The organism is Algibacter sp. Ld11 (genome assembly GCF_045066735.1).
Classification (GTDB): Bacteria; Bacteroidota; Bacteroidia; order Flavobacteriales; family Flavobacteriaceae; genus Algibacter.
In genome coordinates this window covers 40,184-61,224 of record NZ_JBISHH010000026.1, presented here as the reverse complement: position 1 = coordinate 61,224, position 21,041 = coordinate 40,184, and the positions used below count along the sequence as shown (strand labels likewise).

The window sequence follows — 21,041 nt, the reverse complement described above, 5'->3', positions numbered from 1 at the left end:
TTGCTTATTTTTTAATTATTTGAACAGCAAAACCATTGTTACTATTAAGTTTTATATTAAGTTTTGAGGTATTTGTAATTTGAATAGTTTCAATTTTAACTTGGGTTCTTGTTTTCACGGTTTCATCATCTGTATATACTTTAGCTGTATATTTAGTATCTGGCTCTAAAAACTCAAAGTCGACTTGCACTTCGCGTTCTGTAGTTCCGTTAATACCACCAACAAACCAATCGGCACCACTTTTTCTAGCAATAACACCTAATTCTCCAATTTCAGCAACCAATACTTTAGTTTCATCCCAAGTAGTTGGCACATTGCTAAAGAACTCTAATTCTGGCTCGTTACCAATGGTATTGGTATTTCCCCAAAGACCATCTTCTTTTATTGGAGCAGCAGGAGCTTTATCGTACCAGTATAAAAATTGCAACGGACTAAAAATACACACCGTTTTTGCTAATTGAGAAGCATGTGAGCCCATTCTATCTACGCGTTTATTATAATAACACACTGTATTATCAGCAGCTCCAGCCAACATTCTTGTAAACATGGTTATTAAGGTATGTTGGTTAGGTACCGTTTCTTCATCACCACGAATTCCTTCTTGGGTAAGTAAATTTGGGTACGTTCTAGAAAATCCAGTTGGCCTGTATTCATCATGAATATCTATAACCAAATTATACTTTGCTGCTTTTTTTACGGCTTCGTGCATCCAAGCAGTGGCATCTTGATCACCCACTCTTACAAAACCATATTTTACACCAGAAACACCCCATTTTTTAAGTATAGGAAATACCTCACCAACCTTACCTTCTAAGGCTCTTCGGTTTATATACAGCATCACTTTTACACCTTTTTCTTTGGCATATTTACAAATCGCTTCAATATCAAAAGGACCTTTGGAACGTTTAGGATCTAGAGTAACGGTAGTAGCATTAGAAGCATTATCCATTTCGTTACCATACCAACCAGCATCAAAATGCACGTACTGCATATTATGGCTCGCTACAAAATCAATGGCCGCAAAACCGCCCTTAGTTGTTAAGGTTGTTTCTCGTAGCACTTTCCCTGGTTCGACCCAAGAATCCTCAATTGCTGAAGGCGGATTTAAGTTTTGAATGATGTAATTATTTTCCAATAATTCACCATAACTTTCACCCATCATAACCACGCGCCATGGTGATTGAAACGGTAGTGTTTTATTTACTTTTGCTCCTTTTATTTTTCTTTCGGCAATTACAGCGCCAGTTATGGTATCTTGTTTTTGCTCTCCCGTTTTTCCATCCAAAGATGATACAATACTGTATTTTGAAGCATGGCCTTTATTAAAGCTCAAACGTGCATAATCTACTAATTGCGCTTCGGCTAATGCTATTTTAATGCTATCACTAATTTCTATTAATAACGGACGTTCTGCGCCTTTTTGTAAAGCGGTAATAGATTTTTTTTTGTATTCACCTTGAGCGGTTAACACACCTTTTTCGCGTTTTGGAGTTGACCAAACTGGGTAATCTTCAGAAAAATTATAATGAATATTTTCACTTAAACCAATATCCTTTATATTGTTTTGTTCTGGCACTTCATAAGCAAAAGCAACGCCTTCATTATAAGCTCTAGCAATTATATTTAGTTTAGCTTCACCTTGCGTTAAATAAATTTTTATTTGATTGTAATGATCTGGAATGGTGCTTAACTCGCTAAACCTTGAAGTCCATTTTGAATTATTCGAAGTATTTTCAACCTTTTCTACTAAAACTTTGCCCGAAAAATTAAGTTCTTCTGAAAGTAATTCTAAAACCGATGTTTGAATAACTTCCTGATTATTATAAAAAACTGAAAAACTTATATCGTTTTGATTTTCACCTTGCAAAAACATTATTTTTTTAGACGCATCTGGTGATGATAATTGGATAGTTTCATTTTGTTTACAGCCATTAAATAGCAACAAAACGACGACTAAACTATATGTTTGAAAAAAACGTTTCATATTTATTCTTTAGTTCTGATTGAAATATTTTGAAAATCGGTTGGCAACACTTTAAACTGAACCACTTTTTTATCATTTACTGTAAGCCTATTTCCTTGTACTTGTTGAAAACCCATATTTAAAACTACATCACCATTTTTATAAACATCTGGAACGCTCAGTAAGATAGGGTCATTACAAGTTAGCTTGAACTGCTCACCAGTAACCAAAGTAGCTGAACTTGATTGTTTTCCTAATATTTCGATGCTATACCCTTTATAGCTTATGTCTTGTCCTGCACCAATAAAAAGTGTGGTTTGCTGCGTGGTTTGGATTAATACACCATAAGTACCCGTAAAATCAATATTATTATGACTAAAAGAATCTTTAATGTCTGATGAAAAAACAAAATCAGTTCTATCCCCTTTACTTTCAATTTGTATACCAACAAAACTTGTTGTTTTATCTTCAACTTCAAATGTTTTTATTGAAGTAATTATCTCTGGTCTCTCTCTTGTTGAGGGTTCGTAAACTGCCACAAAAGGCTTATTCCATGCTTCTCCATATTGCCTCACTACGGTGGTTAGCAATGGAGCTTTTTCAATAGCTTCAGGAAGTATTTTTCGGAACGCTTCGGAATGCGGCGATTTCACCTTAAAAAGTTCTCGATTTTCATTCCCATTCATCCACATATTCATAATTACTTTTTCATTATCGATTGATAAAGTATACCTGCCTCTAAATGGTGTTTTTATTTTAGTTGAGGTTTCATCGAACAAAAAATCGTAAGCCTTTATGTTTCCCGATTTCGAAGTTAATTTTGATGACGTTTGAAATTTTAAAGGTTGGTTATTGCTTATTTCAAAATCTAATTCTTGTCCTAAATTATGATAGAAATAATCGTGATATTTAGCTTTTCCTTCTTTCTGTTTCGATCTAAAAATATCGATATAATAGCCTGAAGTTTCCCCCGTTCGAATAATACTCATTATCCTATTTTGGTCTGAATCTGTGCTAGGTTCATGAAAATACACATCGGAAAAATTGATATTTGGGTAAAATCCTGATTTTTTTTCTGAAGCTGGATACAGTGTATTTACTTGAAACGGGTAATAACTGCGCATTTTATTATACTGCGATTTCCCGTTTACCGAAACCGTGTTGTGTGCTGGAAATTGCGAATAATAATTACGATAATCGTCTCGATAATAACTAGAACCACGACCACCTTCGGGTGCTAAAACATAACCTTTTCCGTAAAGTTCCATAGCAATTCCGTTGGAATGTGCATGGTTACCAACAGACCCCACCTGCGAAATCATAAGCCCGTTTTCCTTATCCATGCCGTTTCTCATTGCTACCCAGCTCACGTTTGGTGCATAGAATGAGGCCGTAGTATAATCCGTAATATTGGCCGCTTTAATACTAGTGTCTAAATTTACTTTTGTATTATAAAGCAATGCTCTAAAAGCATCTTTAGGTTTACTCGGTTTTAATAATTGGTCTTTATTTTTCAGCATATAAAGCATGCCTGTAAATTCTTCTTCTTGTACTTTTTTATTAAACTTTTGAGCATTACTAATTAAATCTAAAAACGGTTGTGTTTTTAATTCGCCATAATGCGAATCGCCAAAAGCAACAATAAGCTTATTTGGGTAAACATATTGCGGCATCACTTTAACAGCTTTTGGAATAACTGGCATATTTGGCATAATATCGACTTCTAAAGCTTCTTGAATTACACCTGCCAAATGTGTAAACCCCTCGGCAACACTTAAGGCATATCCAGAACTTTCGTTCCAAATACCATTTTGTTGGTCGTAACCATAATTCAAGACATCGTTAACCGACCACTGTCTCGCTTCCGATTGATTAAAAACACGATTTAGATAATATTGACATCCTTTTCCGTCTTGATAAGCTTGGTCTTCATCTAATGCTAAAGCAATTTCAATAACTTTATTAGCTTGGTGTAAATTCCAGTTATTGTCTGGCACACCGTTTTTAATAATAATTTCGGCTAGTTTCTTAAAAGACGTCGTGTAAATTGTGTTTTTATTTTGATGTTTACTTTGAATATAATGGTATAAAAAGTCGTAACACTCTGCCAATTCATCTACTATATTTTCTTTAATAACTTGAAAAGACGTTAACCCAATAACATTCTGGCCATTACCATGTTCTAAATCTATAGGCTCGTTTCTATAATATAAACCATGCATATACACGTCAAATAGATGATGTGCTAATATGGCGTAATCTTCATCCTCTTCAATGTAATAAACCAAAGCCGCATCACGAGCAATTTTCATAATATTTTCATTGGTATTCTCAATTACACGACCCGTTTTGGATGGTTTCACCCACTCCCAATTATTGGTGATTTTATTCTGAAGAAAAAGCCCGCGTTTATCTTCTAAATACGGTTTTACATCTTCTAACTTAGGTGTTTTATAATCGGTTACATAATCACGCTGGCCAGTAAAACGAACCGTTGGCACAGGCGCTTTTCCCTTGGCATGAGAATAAAATGCTCCTTTTACAAAAATATCGCTGGCATGACTTTCCCAATACATTTGAAAACGTGACGACAACCATTCTGGATCTGTTTTATATTGATTAACATATTTTAAAACGTTGCTTTTAAAGGCTTCATAAGATACTTTTACATCACCCGAAGTTTCTATTTGAAACAACATATCTTCACGACTTACTTCCGAAGAAATTAAACGCGGATGTGCTTTTATAATTTCTTCTGGAAATATAAATTGAGCATAAGCATCTTTACTAAAAAAAATGGTGATGCAAAAAAATAATAAAGACACTTTTTTAATCATAATCTATTCTTCTCTTACCCAAATATGACTTTCGTCTAGCAAGTTCTTATATTCTATTTCTAAGGCTTTTTTCATAATTTGAAAAACCTCAGCTTTGGTTGAAGATAAATCCTCAGATTCATTAATATCTTGCTTCAAATTGAACAACACATGATTGATTAATTTTGCATTTTTAACTAATGCTTCATTACCATCGTATAAGTTATGTATGTTTGGTAATGCTTTTCCATCGGCCTCTATACTTGCCAAAATTTTCCAATCGCCTTTACGCATAGCTACTTTTCTTTCATTTAAAGCATCATAAAATGCCCATATTAATGGTTTATCTCTATCGAAATCACCATTTTCCAAAAGTGCTGTAAACGATTCTCCATCAAGTTTTCTATTCGGTAATTTTGCTCCAGAAAGTTCTGCAAATGTTGGCAAGTAGTCTAATGCTGAAACTACTTTGTCGGTTGTTCCTGTAAATGTTTTTTTGCCAATCCAATTAATTATTCCAGGCACTCTAAAACCGGCTTCGTTAGTCCAAAGTTTCATTCCTCTTAATTCTCCTGGCGAACCATAAGATTTTTTTGCTCTAGAATATCTCATAAAAGTTTCCGGACCATTATCAGAGCTAAAAACTATGAGTGTATTATCCATATTGTTCTTTTCGAAATGCTCAACTAAACGTCCAACAGCGAGATCTACATTTTCTACATTAGCAAAATACTCTGCTTGCTGTAAATTATCTGCCAGTGGTAAATATTTTTGCACCAAATCTTTTGGTGACGCAATAGGCTCATGTGGTTCGTGAAAAGTAACTTCTAAAAAAAATGGCTGGTCGCCCTTCTTATTATCCAACCAATTAATAGCTTCATCAACTATAATTTGGCTACTAAAACCTTGTATTACTCCAACTTTTTCACCATTTCGAACAAAGTTATTTGGATTTTCATGACTAGGTGAGGCATTATTGTGTGTTGCAAACCAATGATCGAAACCAAAATCATTGGGTTGTGGTTGCTTATCAGAATTAAACTGTGAACTACAATGCCATTTACCAACTAAGCAAGTGGTATAACCAACAGATTTTAACATAGCCGGAATAGTTTGTTCGTGTGCTTGGAGATGCACTAAATCTCTATTATCTGGGCTTTTCTTTAAGCCAGGAATAAAATCGTAAATACCAGCTTTATTTGGACTTCTACCTGTTAGTAAACCGGCACGCGACGGAGAACAAACCGGAGCTGTTGAGTAAAAATTGGTTAATTTAATTCCAGTATTGGCTAATTTATCTAAATTTTCAGTTTTGATTATAGGATGTCCAAATGACGACAAATCGCCGTAACCCAAATCGTCACAAAGTAATACCACAATATTCGGTTTGCTATTTACAAAAGTTGAAATGGCTGTTTCTACCTCTTTTGCTTCGGTATTTGTACCTGTGTGTTTTTTACAAGACAAACAAAATAAAGTAATTAATGAAAAAAGATAAACTGTTTTAAAGTTCATTAGTTTTATTTATTTTAATTATTAAAAAAATCGTTAAAAAACACCATATGATATTTGATGGAATTGGCCCAATATGCATTGGTATGCCCACCAGGACGCTCAATATAATCGTGCGGAATATTGCGTTCTACAAGTTTTTTATGAAGCCTTACATTAGCATCGTAGAAAAAATCGTCTACACCACAATCAAACAAAAATTTTAAATTCTTCCCATTTAGTAAGTGCACCAAATTAATTACGGTGTTTTGTTCCCAATTCTGCGGATTCTGTGCGTATGTGCCTAATCTTTCAGAAATACTCCATCTTAAGGGAAACGGTCTAATATCTAAACCTCCACTCATACTTCCTGCAACGCCCCAAATATCAGAATGCTTAAAAGCCAAATACAGTGCTCCATGACCGCCCATACTTAATCCAGAAATAGCGCGATGATTTTTATCTGCTATGGTATTATATTTATTATCTATTTGGGTTACAAGTTCTCTAGAAATATAAGTTTCATATTGCATACTATTATCCACGGGACTATCAAAATACCAACTCGTTTTATGGCCATCGGGACACACAATAATTACGTTATATAAATCGGCATATACTTTAATTTTAGGAGCTTTTCTCAACCATGCCGTGTGGTTTCCTCCTGCTCCGTGAAGCAAATAAACAACAGCCAATCGCTTTCCATTTTTTTGATATGAATCTGGCGTAATCACCACGTTTTTTATGTCTTTATTCATCGTTGTACTATGCACAACCAACGTATCAATCTTTGAAGCATATAGCGATAATGATGCACAAAAAACGAATAAAAACCCAACTAACTTTTTCATATAAATAACTTTTTATTTTTTCTTTAAGATGATATCTTCTAGCTCTTCTAAAGTTTTACCTTTAGTCTCTGGCATCATGAAAGCTACAAACAATAATTGCAATACCATCATACCTGCGAATACTAAAAATACCACGCCAGCACCAATCATGGGATGATTAAATAAAAATGGAATTAATGATGGAATTAAAGCCGCTAAAACCCAGTGTGTTGAACTTCCAAAAGATTGTCCGGAAGCACGTAAATGATTAGGGAAAATTTCAGAAATAAATACCCAAATTACTGCGCCTTGTCCAATAGCATGTGCTGCAATAAATAAAAACAAAAAAATGGGTACAGCCATACCCGTCCAGCCTAAGAAGAACGCCGCAGATACCAAGCCTAATGAAATTATATATCCAACAGAACCAATATACATTAAGGTTTTCCTTCCTAATTTATCAATTAAAAACACACCTAACAATGTGAATACCAAATTTGTAACACCAATACCAACACTGCTTAAAAGTGCCGTACTCTCCCCTAAACCTGCTTCTTCAAAAATTCGTGGTGCATAGTATAAAAATGCATTAATCCCCGATAATTGATTAAAAAAGGCTATCAAAAACGCTAGAGTTAATGGGAATCTATATTTTTTAATAAAAATAGTTTCCGTTTTATCACTAGCATCAGAATGTGATGTAAACTCTTTTATTTGCTCATCTACATCTGCATCTGGGTCTATCATTTTTAATACAGACTTTGCTTCTGCTACTCTTGATTGAGACAATAACCAACGTGGACTTTTAGGTACTTTTAACGCGAATAAAATATAAAAAACAGCAGGGATGGCTTCTACACCAAGCATCCATCGCCAAGCATTTTCACCAATACCACTTAATAAGTAATTAGATAAAAAAGCTACTAAAATACCAAACACAATATTGAATTGATACAAGGCTACTAAACGTCCTCTATCCTTTGCTGGTGCGATTTCAGAGATATAAGCAGGCGCTGCGATGGTTGAAGCACCAACTCCAATACCACCAATAAATCGAGCAAAGGCAAATATATAAGGATCGTTTGATAATGCAGACCCTATAGCTGAAACTGCAAATAAAACACCAATAGCTATTAAGGTATTTTTACGTCCGTATTTATTAGTTGGAAAACCACCAAAAATAGCTCCAATTACGGTACCCCAAAGAGCCATACCCATAACAACCCAACCATGAAAAGCATCGGATGATTCCCATAGAGCTTGTAATTTTTTATCGGCACCCGATATTACTACCACGTCAAAGCCGAATAAAAATCCCGCAAGAGCTGCAGTAATTGACCATAATAATATTTTTTTGTCCATGTTATATCTGTATTTATTGTATTAAAATATTTAGTTAGTTATATTAATTTTTGAGAGGAATAACCATATTCCAAGTTTTTGTACCATTTCCAAATCCACCAGGTCCATCCATAGTAGCGAAGAAAATATGTGTAGGTTTTCCGTTTTCTACAAAAACAAAAGGTCGCTCCAACTGCCCTTGCTTAATAGTTTTTCCGTTGTTCCATTTTACAGTTTTTGTATAAGCTCTTGGATTTTCATCTATTATCCAGTCGATACCGTTTTCAGAATGCGCTACCAATCCGTCACCTTTTCCTCTGGTAATTAAACCTCTTTGGTCTTTTGCTATCATGTGATAACCATAATCATCACTCCATAAATGAGGATCTTCCACTTCTCCAAAGCGTTCCATAGAAAATAAAGGTTTATCGCCAATAACAGTATATTCACCATCAAAACTTGGTGCTGTAGCCACGCCGATACTCATATCGCTTTGCGAAACCTCATCTTCCTTATAACTTCTTCCTTTAAAAAGTAAAACTACCGATCCATCTTCTTTAATTAAGGGCGAAGGATTAGAGGTTAAAAAGCTGTAATATGAATTTGGCTTAACCTCTAAAATTGGTGCATTTTGACGTTTCCATGGACCATTTGGACTTTTAGAAGTTGCTATACCAATGCGTTTTCCCCAACGTGCAGCAATACACCATTTACTAGATAAATTGAAATCGCTAACATTAGCTTCCGTAACTGCCTCAAAAGGATGTGTAGATCCCATGTAGTAAAGAATGTAAGTGTCTTTATATTTTACAATTTTCGGGTTATGGCACGATTTACCATCCCAATATTGAGTACCACGATCGCCTAAAGCGACATCTTGAAATTGATAAGGTCCTTGTGGAGTTTTTGATGTAGCATGTACAATTTCTGAAGCGACCATCCAACCCGGATGAAAAGGCAACATTTTTGGCCAGCGTGAAGCGTACATGTGGTACAAACCATCGTCTCCCTTAATAACAGAACTGCCCCAAACCCAATAATCGTCCATTTGCAAGCCGCCATCAATAGGTGCTTCATCTAAATTATTATATAGACTATTTTGTGCACCGCAAGAGAACAAACATCCAATAAACAAAAGAAAAATATACTTCATCATTTTACAAATTCAATTAAACGGTGATTATTTTTTTACGGGTTGAAGTTTAATGTCCTTCAAATTAATGGCATTCCATTTTCCGGGTACAGGCATTAAGGACAACTCATATTTACCAGGTTTATCCACTGTAAATTGTCCTAAGTCTGCTTTTTTAAATCGTTTTGGATTACTTCCTGTTGCGGCAACGTTTACATTTTTAGAAGTTCCTGCAAGTGCTACTGTAATTTCAGTAGATTTACTTCCTGAATAACCAAGCTCAACATTAAATGTGCCTGGTTTATCAATTTCGAAAGACCAATATACTCGAGCCGTTTCGCTATCCCAATGGCTAACGCAATCCCACTCTTCTTTGTATAGGGCGCCTGGTCCTTGTAAGTTTTCATATTGCGCTCTGTATGCTGTAAGTAGAGCTAATCCGTTTTCATCTTGACTTAAAGCTTTTATAGGTAATGCATTAGGCATTTCTTTCAACTTTAAAACAATAACAGAAGCTACGCTATCTGTCTCTTTTCCAGTTAATTTCACCTGAATTCCATGATCTAAAGTTTCGGTTTTAAACGTTCTCCTTTCATCTGTAAGTAAATAACAGGATTCTACATTATTTTTTAATCGAATTGGCAACGCTGCTCCATCTTCCCAGTTGTAAACATGAAGATAAAGTAATGCTTTATCGTCAATAGTTTTCATGGTAATACGTCCCCAATCGGGTTCGGTAGAAGTTGGACTTGCTTGTGTACCGTAAATCGCTTCGGAATTTGCATTCATCCAAGCACCAATGGCTTTCATGCGCTCAACGGCTTCCGTTCTTAAAATGCCTTCTCGGGTTGGGCTTACATTCAATAAATAATTTCCGCCTTTACTACTCTGGTCTATTAAATTATGAATTAAAGTTGGTATCGATTTAAAATTATCATCGTCGCTACGATAACCCCAACTACCACTAACGGGTTGGCATAATTCCCAATATTTAGCTTCGGGTTGATGTCTTGGCCCATTTCTTTCAAAAGTTTTATGATCTCCAGGATAATCGTCCCCCAAACGGTCGTTTGTAATAATCCATGGTTGCAATGCCGTAGTAATGTGATGCAGGCTATCGACAACAGATTTTGTCATTTCACGAGGTGTATCCCACCAAAAATTTGATATCGGGCCATATTCTGTAAGTAACTGTTTTACTTCTGGAAGTGCCTTTTCGTAAACATACTCGTCGCTACTTACACGCTTAAAAGATTTATCCCAGCTATTCCCTAAACCACCCGGATGGTGCCAATCTTGAGCTTGCGAGTAGTAAAAACCGAATTTAAGACCTTGCTCTTGGCAGGCAATAGATAATTCTTTTAAAATATCACGTTTAAAAGGCGTGGCATCTACAATGTTGTAATCTGTGGCTTTAGAATCGAACATCGAGAATCCATCGTGATGTTTAGCCGTGATAATCATGTATTTCATTCCGGCTTGTTTGGCTAAAGCCACAAACTCGTCGGCATTAAATTTTGTTGGATTAAATTCGTCTGCAAATTTCTCATATTCAGCAACCGGAATTTTGCCTTTATTCATAATCCACTCGGCACTATTTGTTTGTGCTTCGCCGTTATAAAAACCAGCAGGAACCGTATAAATACCCCAGTGAATAAACATACCAAATCGGGCGTCTTGCCACCATTCCATACGCGCTTCATCTGTTATATTTTCCGGATTGATATTCGCCTCGGCAACTACAGCTTTTTCTACTTTAGAACCACATGCTGTTCCTAAAAGAAAAGCAAACAACATTGCACAAATACCTGATTTTTTCATCCTTGAATTTTTTATTATTTATTCTAAAAAAACATAATAGATACAATAATAAAAATAATAGACTTTTTACGGTATAAATCATGAACCTATCCATATAAACTATAGCTTATTTATATGTTATATTAATGAAATAGGCTACTAACAAGCCGTTGAACGATTTTAAACAAAAATAAAACGTTACATTTTACATGGAATTAAGTAAACTTTTTCAGGGATTTTATACACAAAAAGAATCCAATAAAATTAAGGATTAGTTGCCTTCAAAATAAAATCTACAATAGATTTTGGATCTTTTAAAGAATGTGGATGGTGCCCTACTTCAGGTTTATGAATCATGCTTAACTCCCAACCTAAACCATTTAAACGCTGCTCTAATAAAGCACTGTTTTCTGCTACAGGAACAACCTTATCTGCATCGCCAACAACAATTAAAATTGGCACCTTTTGAACAGCAATATACTCCATATGATTTATAGGATTTCCAGAAAATTGAGACGCTACTTCTTCAGTAAAACCATAAACATTCAAACAAGTTTGCCAAGCTTTTTTAGAGCCATCACCAGTGCCTTGTCCAGCAGGCCAACTTTTAAAATCGCAAACCGGTGCATCGGCATAAATGCAAGCTACTTTTTCGGCGTTACGGTTAGCCCAATTAAAAACAATTAATCCGCCTCTGCTCATGCCTTCTAGCACGACTTTAGGGTTTAATTTATATTTTTTTATAATGAAATCGTAAAAATCATTCCAAATATTAACAGCCTTCGGACTTCCGAATAAATTAGCAACTTCAATATACAACACATGAAACCCCGCGTTTAAAAGCGCTATATCAGTTTGTGGCTCATGACCCCAAAATCTAGCACGCCATATCCAATTTTTATTTTTATTTGCTTTTTTTGGAAACACCACTTTATAAGCCAGGCCGTTTAACGTTGCTTCCTTTATTTTAAAACCATTCCACTCCTTTTTTACGACTTCATTTTCTTCGGAATTATTTCTAATTGAAGTTTCAAAATTAGATTTTTCTTCCGTAGTCCTTATTTCAGAAGAAAAACAATGAAAACTGATAAATATGATGATAAATAGGCTGAAATTTCTTTTCATTTTTGAATTTGGTTTAATGTACTGGATTTTCGATAATTACTCTTGCATCATCAGGACTTGTTTTTTGTTTTCCGGTTAACAGATAGATAATCATACCAGCATCCGACGGATCGAAATCTCCCTTTTTAACACAAGTTAATTGCCTTTGATATAACCAATCTAATTGTTTTTTCGCTTCTTCCGAAGTATTTCTTATTGGTGAAGTATTTATCCAATCGAACATGGCTTTTGGCGCTTTCATCCCTTCATAATCTTTCCCGCCATTTTGATCGGATATTCTATCACAAATCAATCCGAAAGACTCAAAATTCGCTTTAATTTCGTTCCAAGTCCAACCAGAATGCTCTTCCCAATCATAAGGTTTATCAGAGTGTCTATCGTTCCAATTCGAATGAGAAATAATTCTTACATATTTTAATTTTGCTTTTTTTGATTGTGAAATAGCAGATCCCACAACATGCATAGGCCCAGCAGCCACAATAGTTAACGGGTTGCTCGCCTTAGATTTATTAATTTCTTTTACAATGGCATTAATGGCTTTGGTAGAATCGGCAACCGCTTCTAAGAAATTACTTTTTTTAAAATTATATATTTTTTGACCTTCAAAAGCACTTATTAACATTTCGGCTTTTCCTTTTTTCTTTTGATAATCGCTCCCCCAAATATGATCACTAAACGTGTAAACTGTAAGTTTATCTTGAAGTCCTTTTGCTGCCAACAGCGCTAGTGTAAAGGGTGTAGCAGCCCAATCATCATGATCGTGCTCATTGCCATCAGAACTTACCACAATACGACCAATAGAATACGGTACAGTTTGTGCGAAAATATTAGAACTAAAAGTTAGTGTGATACAAATAAGAATAAAAGCAAGCTTTTTCATTTTAAAATGCGATGTTTATTAAATATTTTCAAGTTTCTTTAAACGTAATAAGGCTTCCATGTAATAATAATCGGCGTAAATAATTGGTACGTCCATTTCTTTATTTTTAGGGTGATTTCCTGTGGAATGTAATAGCAAGGCATCATTTTTAGCATGACTCAAATAAGCACTAGATGATAGTATTTCAACGAGTTTTTTGCCTGCGTTGAAATATTTAGATTTTAACTTTTCATCTTGAACCAAACCTGACAATTCCATTAAACCACATGCTGCAACCGCTGCCGCAGAAGCATCTTTTGGTGCATTTGGAATTTTAGGATCGTCGAAATCCCAAAACGGAATACCATCTTCCGGTAAACGCTCTAAAAATTTATCTGAAAGTTTTATGGCAGTATTCAAAAAATTAGAATCACCAGTTTCACGATATGCCATTGCAAAACCATAAATTCCCCAACCTTGCCCTCGCGCCCACATAGACTCGTTAGCATAACCTTGATGTGTATAGCCTTGTAAAAACGCTCCTGTTTCTATATCAAAAGATCCAACATGAAATGCAGAACCGTCTTCCCTAACCAAATACTTCATAGTTTGCTCTGCATGACTTTTAGCTATATCGTACAAACTTTTATCTCCACCATTTTTAGATGCCCAAAAAAGCAACTCTAAATTCATCATATTATCTATAATGGTGTTGTGGTTATATCGTTTAATTTGTGAAGGCCAAGATAAAATGCTTCCAACTTTCGGGCTGTATAATGTTGCTAATGTATCGGCTGCTGCCAATAAAATTTCTTTGTAATTTTGTTTTCCAGTTAACCTATAACCATTACCATAACTACAATATAATTGAAAACCGATATCGTGATTTCTCGCAGGACTGTAGGCTATGGGTTTTAATGTTTCGGTGAATTTAATGGCTTTATTTTTAAGAACCTCATCTCCCGACTCTTCATAAGCATACCATAAAATCCCGGGATAAAAACCGCTACACCAATCTTTAGGTTTAACAAAACTCCATTGTTTTTTGTTCGTGTTAATATGTCTAGGAAAACTATCGTAAAAAGTAAGCTGTTGAGATACCGCTTTAATTTTTTCAATATTTTGATTTAGAGCCGCATTTACACTAAGTGTAGACGATTGATTTATGGACGATTCTTTCTTTGCTGAGTTACACGAAAAACATACAAATACCAACAAGAAAAACAAAAACTTACCTGAACTCATTCTTTTTAATTTTTAAATATTCTTCTTAAATATAGAACTAACCAAATTTACTTTTAATAATAATGCAATTTAAAAATTACTCCAACCTATACCTTTAAATCATCATTCGAAAGCTATAAATTATAGCTTAAAACTGCCATTTATGATAAAAGACTCAAACTCTGCACCATCAATTTACATCGTTGTAAAAAACAAGTACACACATCCCACACTCCAACATCAAAAAACTAACTAAATCATACAAAAAGAGCCACTTACTAAAAACAACATGTAAGCCACATCTGTTTTTCAATCATTCAAAATGTCCAATTCGAGCAAAAAGAATCATAATTTATATTGATAAATCTATAAGTTACAAGTATAAACTAAAAAATAAAATATTATTGTAAAACTAAAACTAGATTATAATCGCTCCTAAATTTCTGTGAGATTTAACAGTAAATAATCACTTTAATCTCTACAAAAAATTAAAGGAGTATCTAAACAAACAAACTAATTTTTATGATGAAAACAATCAAAAATCAGATCAGTCTGAAAAAACCACTAAGCCTATTTTGGATAATGGCCTTTATGTTTTTTAGCATGACTAATGTTGGGTACGCAACCACAACCCCAACAAATGAACAAAACAAAACCGTTACAGGAACCGTTGTTGGAGCAGAAGACAACATGGGTATTCCCGGTGTAAATGTTATTGTAAAAGGTACAAATACAGGAGCTGTAACAGACTTTGATGGAAATTACAGTATTACAGTACCTTCAAACAGTGCAGTTATTTCGTTTTCTTACATAGGTTATGTAACAAAAGAAATTACTGTTGGGAGTAAATCAAAAATAGATGTAACATTAGAATCTGACGTTGCTGCCTTAGACGAAGTTATAGTAGTTGGGTATGGCTCAGCAAAAAAGGAAACATTAACAGGTGCTGTAGAGCAAATTAAAGCTGAAGCTTTTGAAGATTTAGCTGTTGGTAGCCCTGCTCTTGCATTACAAGGTAGAACACCTGGATTGGTAGTTACACGTACTTCCTCTAGGCCAGGTAATGAAGATGTTAACTTTCTTATTAGAGGATCATCATCAGTTAACGGGATTGCCCCGCTGATAGTAATTGATGGTGTTCCTGCCATAAATTCATCATCATTTAATGATATGAATCCAAACGATATCGAAAGTATTAGTGTCTTAAAAGGTGGATCAGCCTCAGTTTATGGTTCTAGAGCTGCTGGAGGTGTTGTTTTAGTTACAACAAAAAAAGGTAAAGGAGATGTTAAGGTTGATTTTAGTACAGTATTGAGAATGGGTACTATTGGAATTAGACCTCCAACACCTACAATGACGGAATATGGAGATATTTATCTTGCTGCGGTGGACTCAGATATTGCAGCTGGAAAAGCACCGAGATATTTCTTTTGGGATAATAGAGAGATTTTAGAAAGAATAGCTGCTGGTGAAGAAGGTTACTACGATTTACCAATTAACGGTAGAGTATGGCTAGCCGAAGGGAATAGATTTGATGACCTTTTCGGAAACTCATTTTCGAGCCAACATAACTTTAGTGTGTCTGGTGGTTCAGAAAAAAGTAACTTCCGAATTTCTGCCGGGTATGATGAAAATGTAGGTGGACTAAAAGTGGCAGATGACTCTTCAGATAGATACAATTTTGCTGCTAGTTACAATGTAGATGTAAGCGATAGGCTAAGTTTAAATACAAACATTACTTATTTTCATAGACACTTTTCAGGGCCCGTTGGCGGTCTAGCAAGAGATGCCGCGGCATATGATGCACCTTTATTTCCTGCTTATAATGATCAAGGACAATACTACTCTGTTTTTGGTGGTGTTGATATTGCAGGTCAAAGAAATGCTGTTGCACAGGTTATAGATGGAGGACGTCAAAATTTTATAGATGAGCAAATGAAGATTTTTGCACAAGCGACTTATAAACTTACAGACAACCTAAATTTAGCAGGTTCTTACGCATTTAGTAAACAAAACAGTGAAGATCAAGAATATGTATTATCAGTTCCTCTTCATAGCTGGCAAGGAGATTTTGCAACCTATATAAATGCTCCAAGCAACACGTATATTGAGGAAGAAACTAGCAATGTTATCTACAAGAACTATAAAGCTTCTTTAAATTACAGCAACACATTTGGAGATCATAATGTATCAGGACTATTAGCTGTTGAAGCTGAGAAAAATGAAAACAACGGTCTTAGAGCTAAAAGATTTGGCTTTGTAGATTATGGTGTTTATGATTTAAATTTAGGTGCTACAGATCAGAATATTGAAACAGCAGGTGGTGGAAATACCTGGGGTGCTTTTGGCTACATTGGGCGTGTAAATTACGATTATAAATCTAAATATTTATTCGAACTTCAAGGAAGAAGAGATGGGTCTTCTAGATTCGCCGAAGGTCAAAAATGGTCTAACTACTTCAGTGTTTCTGGAGGATGGGTTCTAACCGCAGAAGATTTTCTAAGCGACAGTAACACACTTTCATTCTTGAAATTACGCGGTGGTTATGGAGAATTAGGTAGTACATCTGGCTTTGGAAACTTTGGTTACTTATCAACAGTAGGGTTTGGAAACACTGTTTTTGGGCAAACCAACGCTGGACAACAAGTAACTTCTATAGCAAGTAGTCTATTTAGTAACACTACAACTTGGGAACGTATATTAACTAAAGAAATAGGTGTAGATTTTAAACTATTCAACAACTCAGTATTTGGATCTGTTGACCTTTATCAAAAAGACAATAAAGACATGCTTATTAGCTTGGTATATCCAGATATTTTAGGAGCATCTGCTCCACTTACAAACTCTGGAGATTTACAAACAAAAGGTTGGGAAGTTCAATTAGGTTGGAGAGGTCAACTTGGGGATTTTGATGTAAGCGTAGCTGCCAATTTAAGCGACTCAAGAAATAAAGTTGTAAGTTATGATGGTGCAGACGCTTTTGTTGCTGGATTAAATCTAGTAGATACTAGCGACAATACTGATGAAAGAGTGGTTGAAGGTAAACCTATTAACTCTTTTTACCTTTATAATACCGATGGATATTTCGCTAACCAAGCCGAAGTAGACGCCTACTATGCCGAATATTCTGGCGGTATATTACCTGCTCAAGGTACAACTGCAGGTTTAGTACCTGGAGATACAAGAATTGTAGATACAAATGAAGATGGCGTTATTGATACTGAAGATTTAAAATATCATGGAGATTCTGCCGCACATCATGTGTTTGGGTTTAATTTCGATGTTAAATACAAAAATTGGGATATGAGTGCCTTTTTCCAAGGAACATTAAACCAAAATATTGTAAGAACAGGATATTTCTCAGCACCATTTCAACAAATATGGCAAAATCAATCTGCAACTTGGTTAGGTAAAACATGGACCGAAGATAATCCAAATGCGGAATTCCCAAGACTATCTACACAAAGAAATGTTGCCAACTGGAACTATATCAATAAAGATTTCATGAAACAAAACAATAAATATGTAAGATTAAAATCTTTAATCGTTGGATACAATGTAAAAGGACTTAAAATAGGAAATACACCTATTGATACATTTAGAGTTTATTTCTCAGGTAATGATTTATTTGAATTGACAAGTGTAAAGGATGGATACGATCCTGAATCACAAGCAGGAGCAAACAATGCTACATATCCATTTATGCGAACTTGGGCATTAGGTTTAAAAGTTTCTCTTTAATGAATAAAATACAAATACAAATGAAAAAGATATTATATACAATAGTACCATGCATAATGGTGTTTTTTACATCTTGTGAAGATGAGTTTATAAACTTAACACCACCCGCTTCAATCACCGACGACGTGTATTACAATGAAGCCGAACATTTTCTAACAGGTTCAAACAGGTTTTACACCTATTTAATGGGATGGGGTGATCAAGGTATTTTCTCAGATCACGGTTCAGATTTAGTTGGCTTTTTTGAAGGTGGCGATATGCAAGAATATGCGAGAGGAGAAACTTTAGCTCCAGTAGATGATGACTACTATACAGATACTTACGAATATATTCGTGATATAAACCTGCTCATAGAAAGAGCTGAAACATACAATGGAGATGAAAGTATTGTTCCGTATGTAGCAGCTTCCAAATTCCATAGAGCTTATCAATATTTCTTTTTAGTACAGCGTTATGGCGGTGTAACCTTAGTAACATCTTCTTTAGATGTAAACTCACCAGAATTATATGGTCCTAGAAATAGTAGATATGAAGTAGTTGCCCAAATTATAACAGATTTGGATGATGCTATTGCTGGTCTACCAAATGAAACCAGTATAGGTGGAGAAGATAAAGGAAAAATTAGTAAAGAAGCCGCTATGGCCTTTAAAGCCGAAGTTTTATTGCACGAAGCTACTTGGATGAAATATGTAGGAACATCTACAGATGGTGACGGTATAAACTCTGGAGCCGGAAGTGCTGGTTTCGAAGCTACAAATATAAACACTTACTTAGAGGAGGTTGTTACACTGAGTCAGGCAGTAATGAATTCTGGAGCTTATGAATTATGGGACTATAATGGTGCCCTTGACAATTTAAGTTCAAACTTTCTATTTAATTTAGAAGACGGCGGATCTAACCCTGCAGGGTTAGATAAAGCAACAAATAAAGAATATATTTTATACGGTAAGTACGACTTTACATTTAGACAAGCCAATACGCTTGTAAGTCATGTTTATGAAGGCAGGTTGAAACCGAGTAGAAAAATGATGGATTTATTTTTATGTGACGATGGCTTACCAATTGACCAATCTGATAAATTCTTAGGCTACGCCAATACACCAGATGAATTTCAAAATAGAGATTATAGAATGAGAGCTTATTTCACTTACCACAGAAACCTTGGAGAAATACCGCAAAATGGCGATGTTGTTTTAAGCGGAACAGGAAATAACGGCTACTTTAACTCTAAATTTATGAGTTGGAATTGGGGTACAGAAAATGCCTATAGAGTAACAGAAACAGAAGCTTACGACATTCCTTTACTACGTTTAGCTGAAGTGTATTTAATGTATGCAGAAGCGCTTTACGAATTAAATGGAAGCTTAACTGATGCTCAAATGAACGAATCGATTAACTTAATTAAGGCTAGAGCAGGTTTACCAGCCCTTACAAATGCTTTCTTGAGTGCAAATGGTATGGATATAAAAACTGAAATTAGAAGAGAGCGTGCTATTGAGCTTTATGCCGAGGGAGGTTCTAGATATAGTGATTTAAGACGATGGGGAATTGCAGAGCAAGAATTAGGCGAAGCTGTTTATGGTGCCGTTATTGAAGGCACTATCTATGAAGGTAATGACACATTATACACTCCTAGCTCTTACAGCCACAGTCCGGAGAGCACAACAACGGGAGTAGGAATGAGAGAATGTCTTGTTATACAACCCGCTTCAACGCGTAACTTTTCTATAGACAACTATTTATTCCCTTTACCAACAACTCAACTAGGTCTTAATGATAACCTACTACAAAACCCTGGTTACTAGTAGATTTTAGTTAAGATTGTTTATCTAAAAGCGACAAATCGAAAATTCGATTTGTCGCTTTTACTTTATATTCTAATCAACTTAAAATAATAAGTTATTACTGAAACAAACTTAATGCCTCTATAATTTCAAATATTATTGTACCCATCAGTAAAAACCCTTAAAATAACTGATATTTTATACATATTGAATCATAAATTATAGCCAAAACCTTAATAATGAGATATTATTGTAAAAGGAAGTCGTTATTATATCGTTTAAAGTTTAGTAGATATCAAACAACAACCTAAATAAGTTTTGAGAGAAAATATTATTATAGTTTGAGTTAGTTTTTTTTTAATTGAAAATGAGCAGTTATATTTTATAGCTGCTTTTTTTTTATGAACAATACTAAAAACCCTGAAACAAAAAAGCCACCAATTAAGGCAGCTTTTTTTTTAGAGTGACTAACTCAAAATAATTATGTATGCTAATAATTATTTTTTCTTTTTCGAGGCTAATGTTTCTTCTATTATTAAAGCAGCATCTGAAGCGCCATGAATTTCAGCATATTTAGCAGCTGTCATTTTTTTAGAATTCTTAGCTTTCAAATCTGCCCCATGTATTATTAAAAGTTCCAGAATTTCAGTTCTGTTAAACTTTGCGGCGTACATAGCCGGCGTCATGCCATTAGAAATTTGATTTACGTCTTCACCTAAAGATAACAACTTCATAACGGTATCTATATCACCTAAAGCGATAGAGACACAAAAAGAGTTCACTTTAAAATAGCGTACACTTTCTAAAGTATTAGGAGTTGAATTTAAAGGTGTTGCATTTACGGTTCCTAAAGAAAAGCATAATGCGATTGCGGAAATAATGATTGATTTTTTCATGATGAAAGATTTTTGATTTGATTAAATTGATTATGTTTT

The 21,041-nt window shown here is 34.8% G+C and carries 13 protein-coding genes; 2 read left to right on the top strand and 11 right to left on the bottom strand.

Features of this window, described 5'->3' with window-relative positions; genetic code table 11:
• Positions 1-4: 4 nt before the first annotated feature.
• From ACJJV4_RS17055 to ACJJV4_RS17010, 10 genes are all read right to left on the bottom strand, one after another.
• Complete coding sequence (locus ACJJV4_RS17055; RefSeq protein WP_405296600.1) at positions 5-1,984, bottom strand: glycoside hydrolase family 97 N-terminal domain-containing protein; 1,980 nt, start codon at positions 1,982-1,984, stop codon at positions 5-7.
• A gap of 2 nt (positions 1,985-1,986) precedes the next feature.
• Entirely contained in the window at positions 1,987-4,788 is a 2,802-nt protein-coding gene (locus tag ACJJV4_RS17050; RefSeq protein ID WP_405296599.1) for a heparinase II/III family protein, read from the bottom strand.
• Positions 4,789-4,803: 15 nt separating this feature from the next.
• Entirely contained in the window at positions 4,804-6,294 is a 1,491-nt protein-coding gene (locus tag ACJJV4_RS17045; protein WP_405296598.1) for a sulfatase-like hydrolase/transferase, read from the bottom strand.
• Between the two features lie 14 nt (positions 6,295-6,308).
• Complete coding sequence (locus ACJJV4_RS17040) at positions 6,309-7,121, bottom strand: alpha/beta hydrolase (RefSeq protein ID WP_405296597.1); 813 nt, start codon at positions 7,119-7,121, stop codon at positions 6,309-6,311.
• A 12-nt stretch (positions 7,122-7,133) separates the two neighbouring features.
• Complete coding sequence (locus ACJJV4_RS17035) at positions 7,134-8,462, bottom strand: sugar porter family MFS transporter (protein ID WP_405296596.1); 1,329 nt, start codon at positions 8,460-8,462, stop codon at positions 7,134-7,136.
• Between the two features lie 43 nt (positions 8,463-8,505).
• Entirely contained in the window at positions 8,506-9,597 is a 1,092-nt protein-coding gene (locus ACJJV4_RS17030; protein WP_405296595.1) for a glycoside hydrolase family protein, read from the bottom strand.
• 24 nt (positions 9,598-9,621) lie between these two features.
• Positions 9,622-11,394 carry an alpha-L-fucosidase gene (locus ACJJV4_RS17025; RefSeq protein ID WP_405296594.1) on the bottom strand — a complete coding sequence of 591 codons (1,773 nt, stop codon included), beginning with the start codon at positions 11,392-11,394 and terminating at the stop codon, positions 9,622-9,624.
• A gap of 243 nt (positions 11,395-11,637) precedes the next feature.
• Entirely contained in the window at positions 11,638-12,498 is an 861-nt protein-coding gene (locus tag ACJJV4_RS17020) for an alpha/beta hydrolase family protein (RefSeq protein WP_405296593.1), read from the bottom strand.
• A gap of 13 nt (positions 12,499-12,511) precedes the next feature.
• A complete protein-coding gene (locus tag ACJJV4_RS17015) occupies positions 12,512-13,378 on the bottom strand; it encodes a hypothetical protein (RefSeq protein WP_405296592.1) in 867 nt (288 codons plus the stop codon).
• An 18-nt stretch (positions 13,379-13,396) separates the two neighbouring features.
• Positions 13,397-14,602, bottom strand: coding sequence for a glycoside hydrolase family 88 protein (locus ACJJV4_RS17010; protein ID WP_405296591.1), 1,206 nt, complete (start codon positions 14,600-14,602; stop codon positions 13,397-13,399).
• Between the two features lie 501 nt (positions 14,603-15,103).
• Here ACJJV4_RS17010 and ACJJV4_RS17005 point away from each other — a divergent pair.
• Both ACJJV4_RS17005 and ACJJV4_RS17000 read left to right on the top strand, forming a co-directional pair.
• Complete coding sequence (locus ACJJV4_RS17005; protein WP_405296590.1) at positions 15,104-18,322, top strand: SusC/RagA family TonB-linked outer membrane protein; 3,219 nt, start codon at positions 15,104-15,106, stop codon at positions 18,320-18,322.
• Positions 18,323-18,342: 20 nt separating this feature from the next.
• Entirely contained in the window at positions 18,343-20,127 is a 1,785-nt protein-coding gene (locus ACJJV4_RS17000; RefSeq protein WP_405296589.1) for a RagB/SusD family nutrient uptake outer membrane protein, read from the top strand.
• 476 nt (positions 20,128-20,603) lie between these two features.
• Here the strand turns inward: ACJJV4_RS17000 and ACJJV4_RS16995 are convergent, their stop codons facing one another.
• Complete coding sequence (locus ACJJV4_RS16995) at positions 20,604-21,002, bottom strand: ankyrin repeat domain-containing protein (RefSeq protein ID WP_405296588.1); 399 nt, start codon at positions 21,000-21,002, stop codon at positions 20,604-20,606.
• Positions 21,003-21,041 lie beyond the last annotated feature (39 nt).

Coding starts and splice junctions, on each gene's coding strand:
- ACJJV4_RS17035 (WP_405296596.1), bottom strand. CDS start 8,462: ATGGACAAAAAAATATTATTATGGTCAATTACTGCAGCTCTTGCGGGA.
- ACJJV4_RS17025 (WP_405296594.1), bottom strand. CDS start 11,394: ATGAAAAAATCAGGTATTTGTGCAATGTTGTTTGCTTTTCTTTTAGGA.
- ACJJV4_RS17040 (WP_405296597.1), bottom strand. CDS start 7,121: ATGAAAAAGTTAGTTGGGTTTTTATTCGTTTTTTGTGCATCATTATCG.
- ACJJV4_RS17020 (WP_405296593.1), bottom strand. CDS start 12,498: ATGAAAAGAAATTTCAGCCTATTTATCATCATATTTATCAGTTTTCAT.
- ACJJV4_RS16995 (WP_405296588.1), bottom strand. CDS start 21,002: ATGAAAAAATCAATCATTATTTCCGCAATCGCATTATGCTTTTCTTTA.
- ACJJV4_RS17010 (WP_405296591.1), bottom strand. CDS start 14,602: ATGAGTTCAGGTAAGTTTTTGTTTTTCTTGTTGGTATTTGTATGTTTT.
- ACJJV4_RS17005 (WP_405296590.1), top strand. CDS start 15,104: ATGATGAAAACAATCAAAAATCAGATCAGTCTGAAAAAACCACTAAGC.
- ACJJV4_RS17045 (WP_405296598.1), bottom strand. CDS start 6,294: ATGAACTTTAAAACAGTTTATCTTTTTTCATTAATTACTTTATTTTGT.
- ACJJV4_RS17055 (WP_405296600.1), bottom strand. CDS start 1,984: ATGAAACGTTTTTTTCAAACATATAGTTTAGTCGTCGTTTTGTTGCTA.
- ACJJV4_RS17000 (WP_405296589.1), top strand. CDS start 18,343: ATGAAAAAGATATTATATACAATAGTACCATGCATAATGGTGTTTTTT.
- ACJJV4_RS17030 (WP_405296595.1), bottom strand. CDS start 9,597: ATGATGAAGTATATTTTTCTTTTGTTTATTGGATGTTTGTTCTCTTGC.
- ACJJV4_RS17015 (WP_405296592.1), bottom strand. CDS start 13,378: ATGAAAAAGCTTGCTTTTATTCTTATTTGTATCACACTAACTTTTAGT.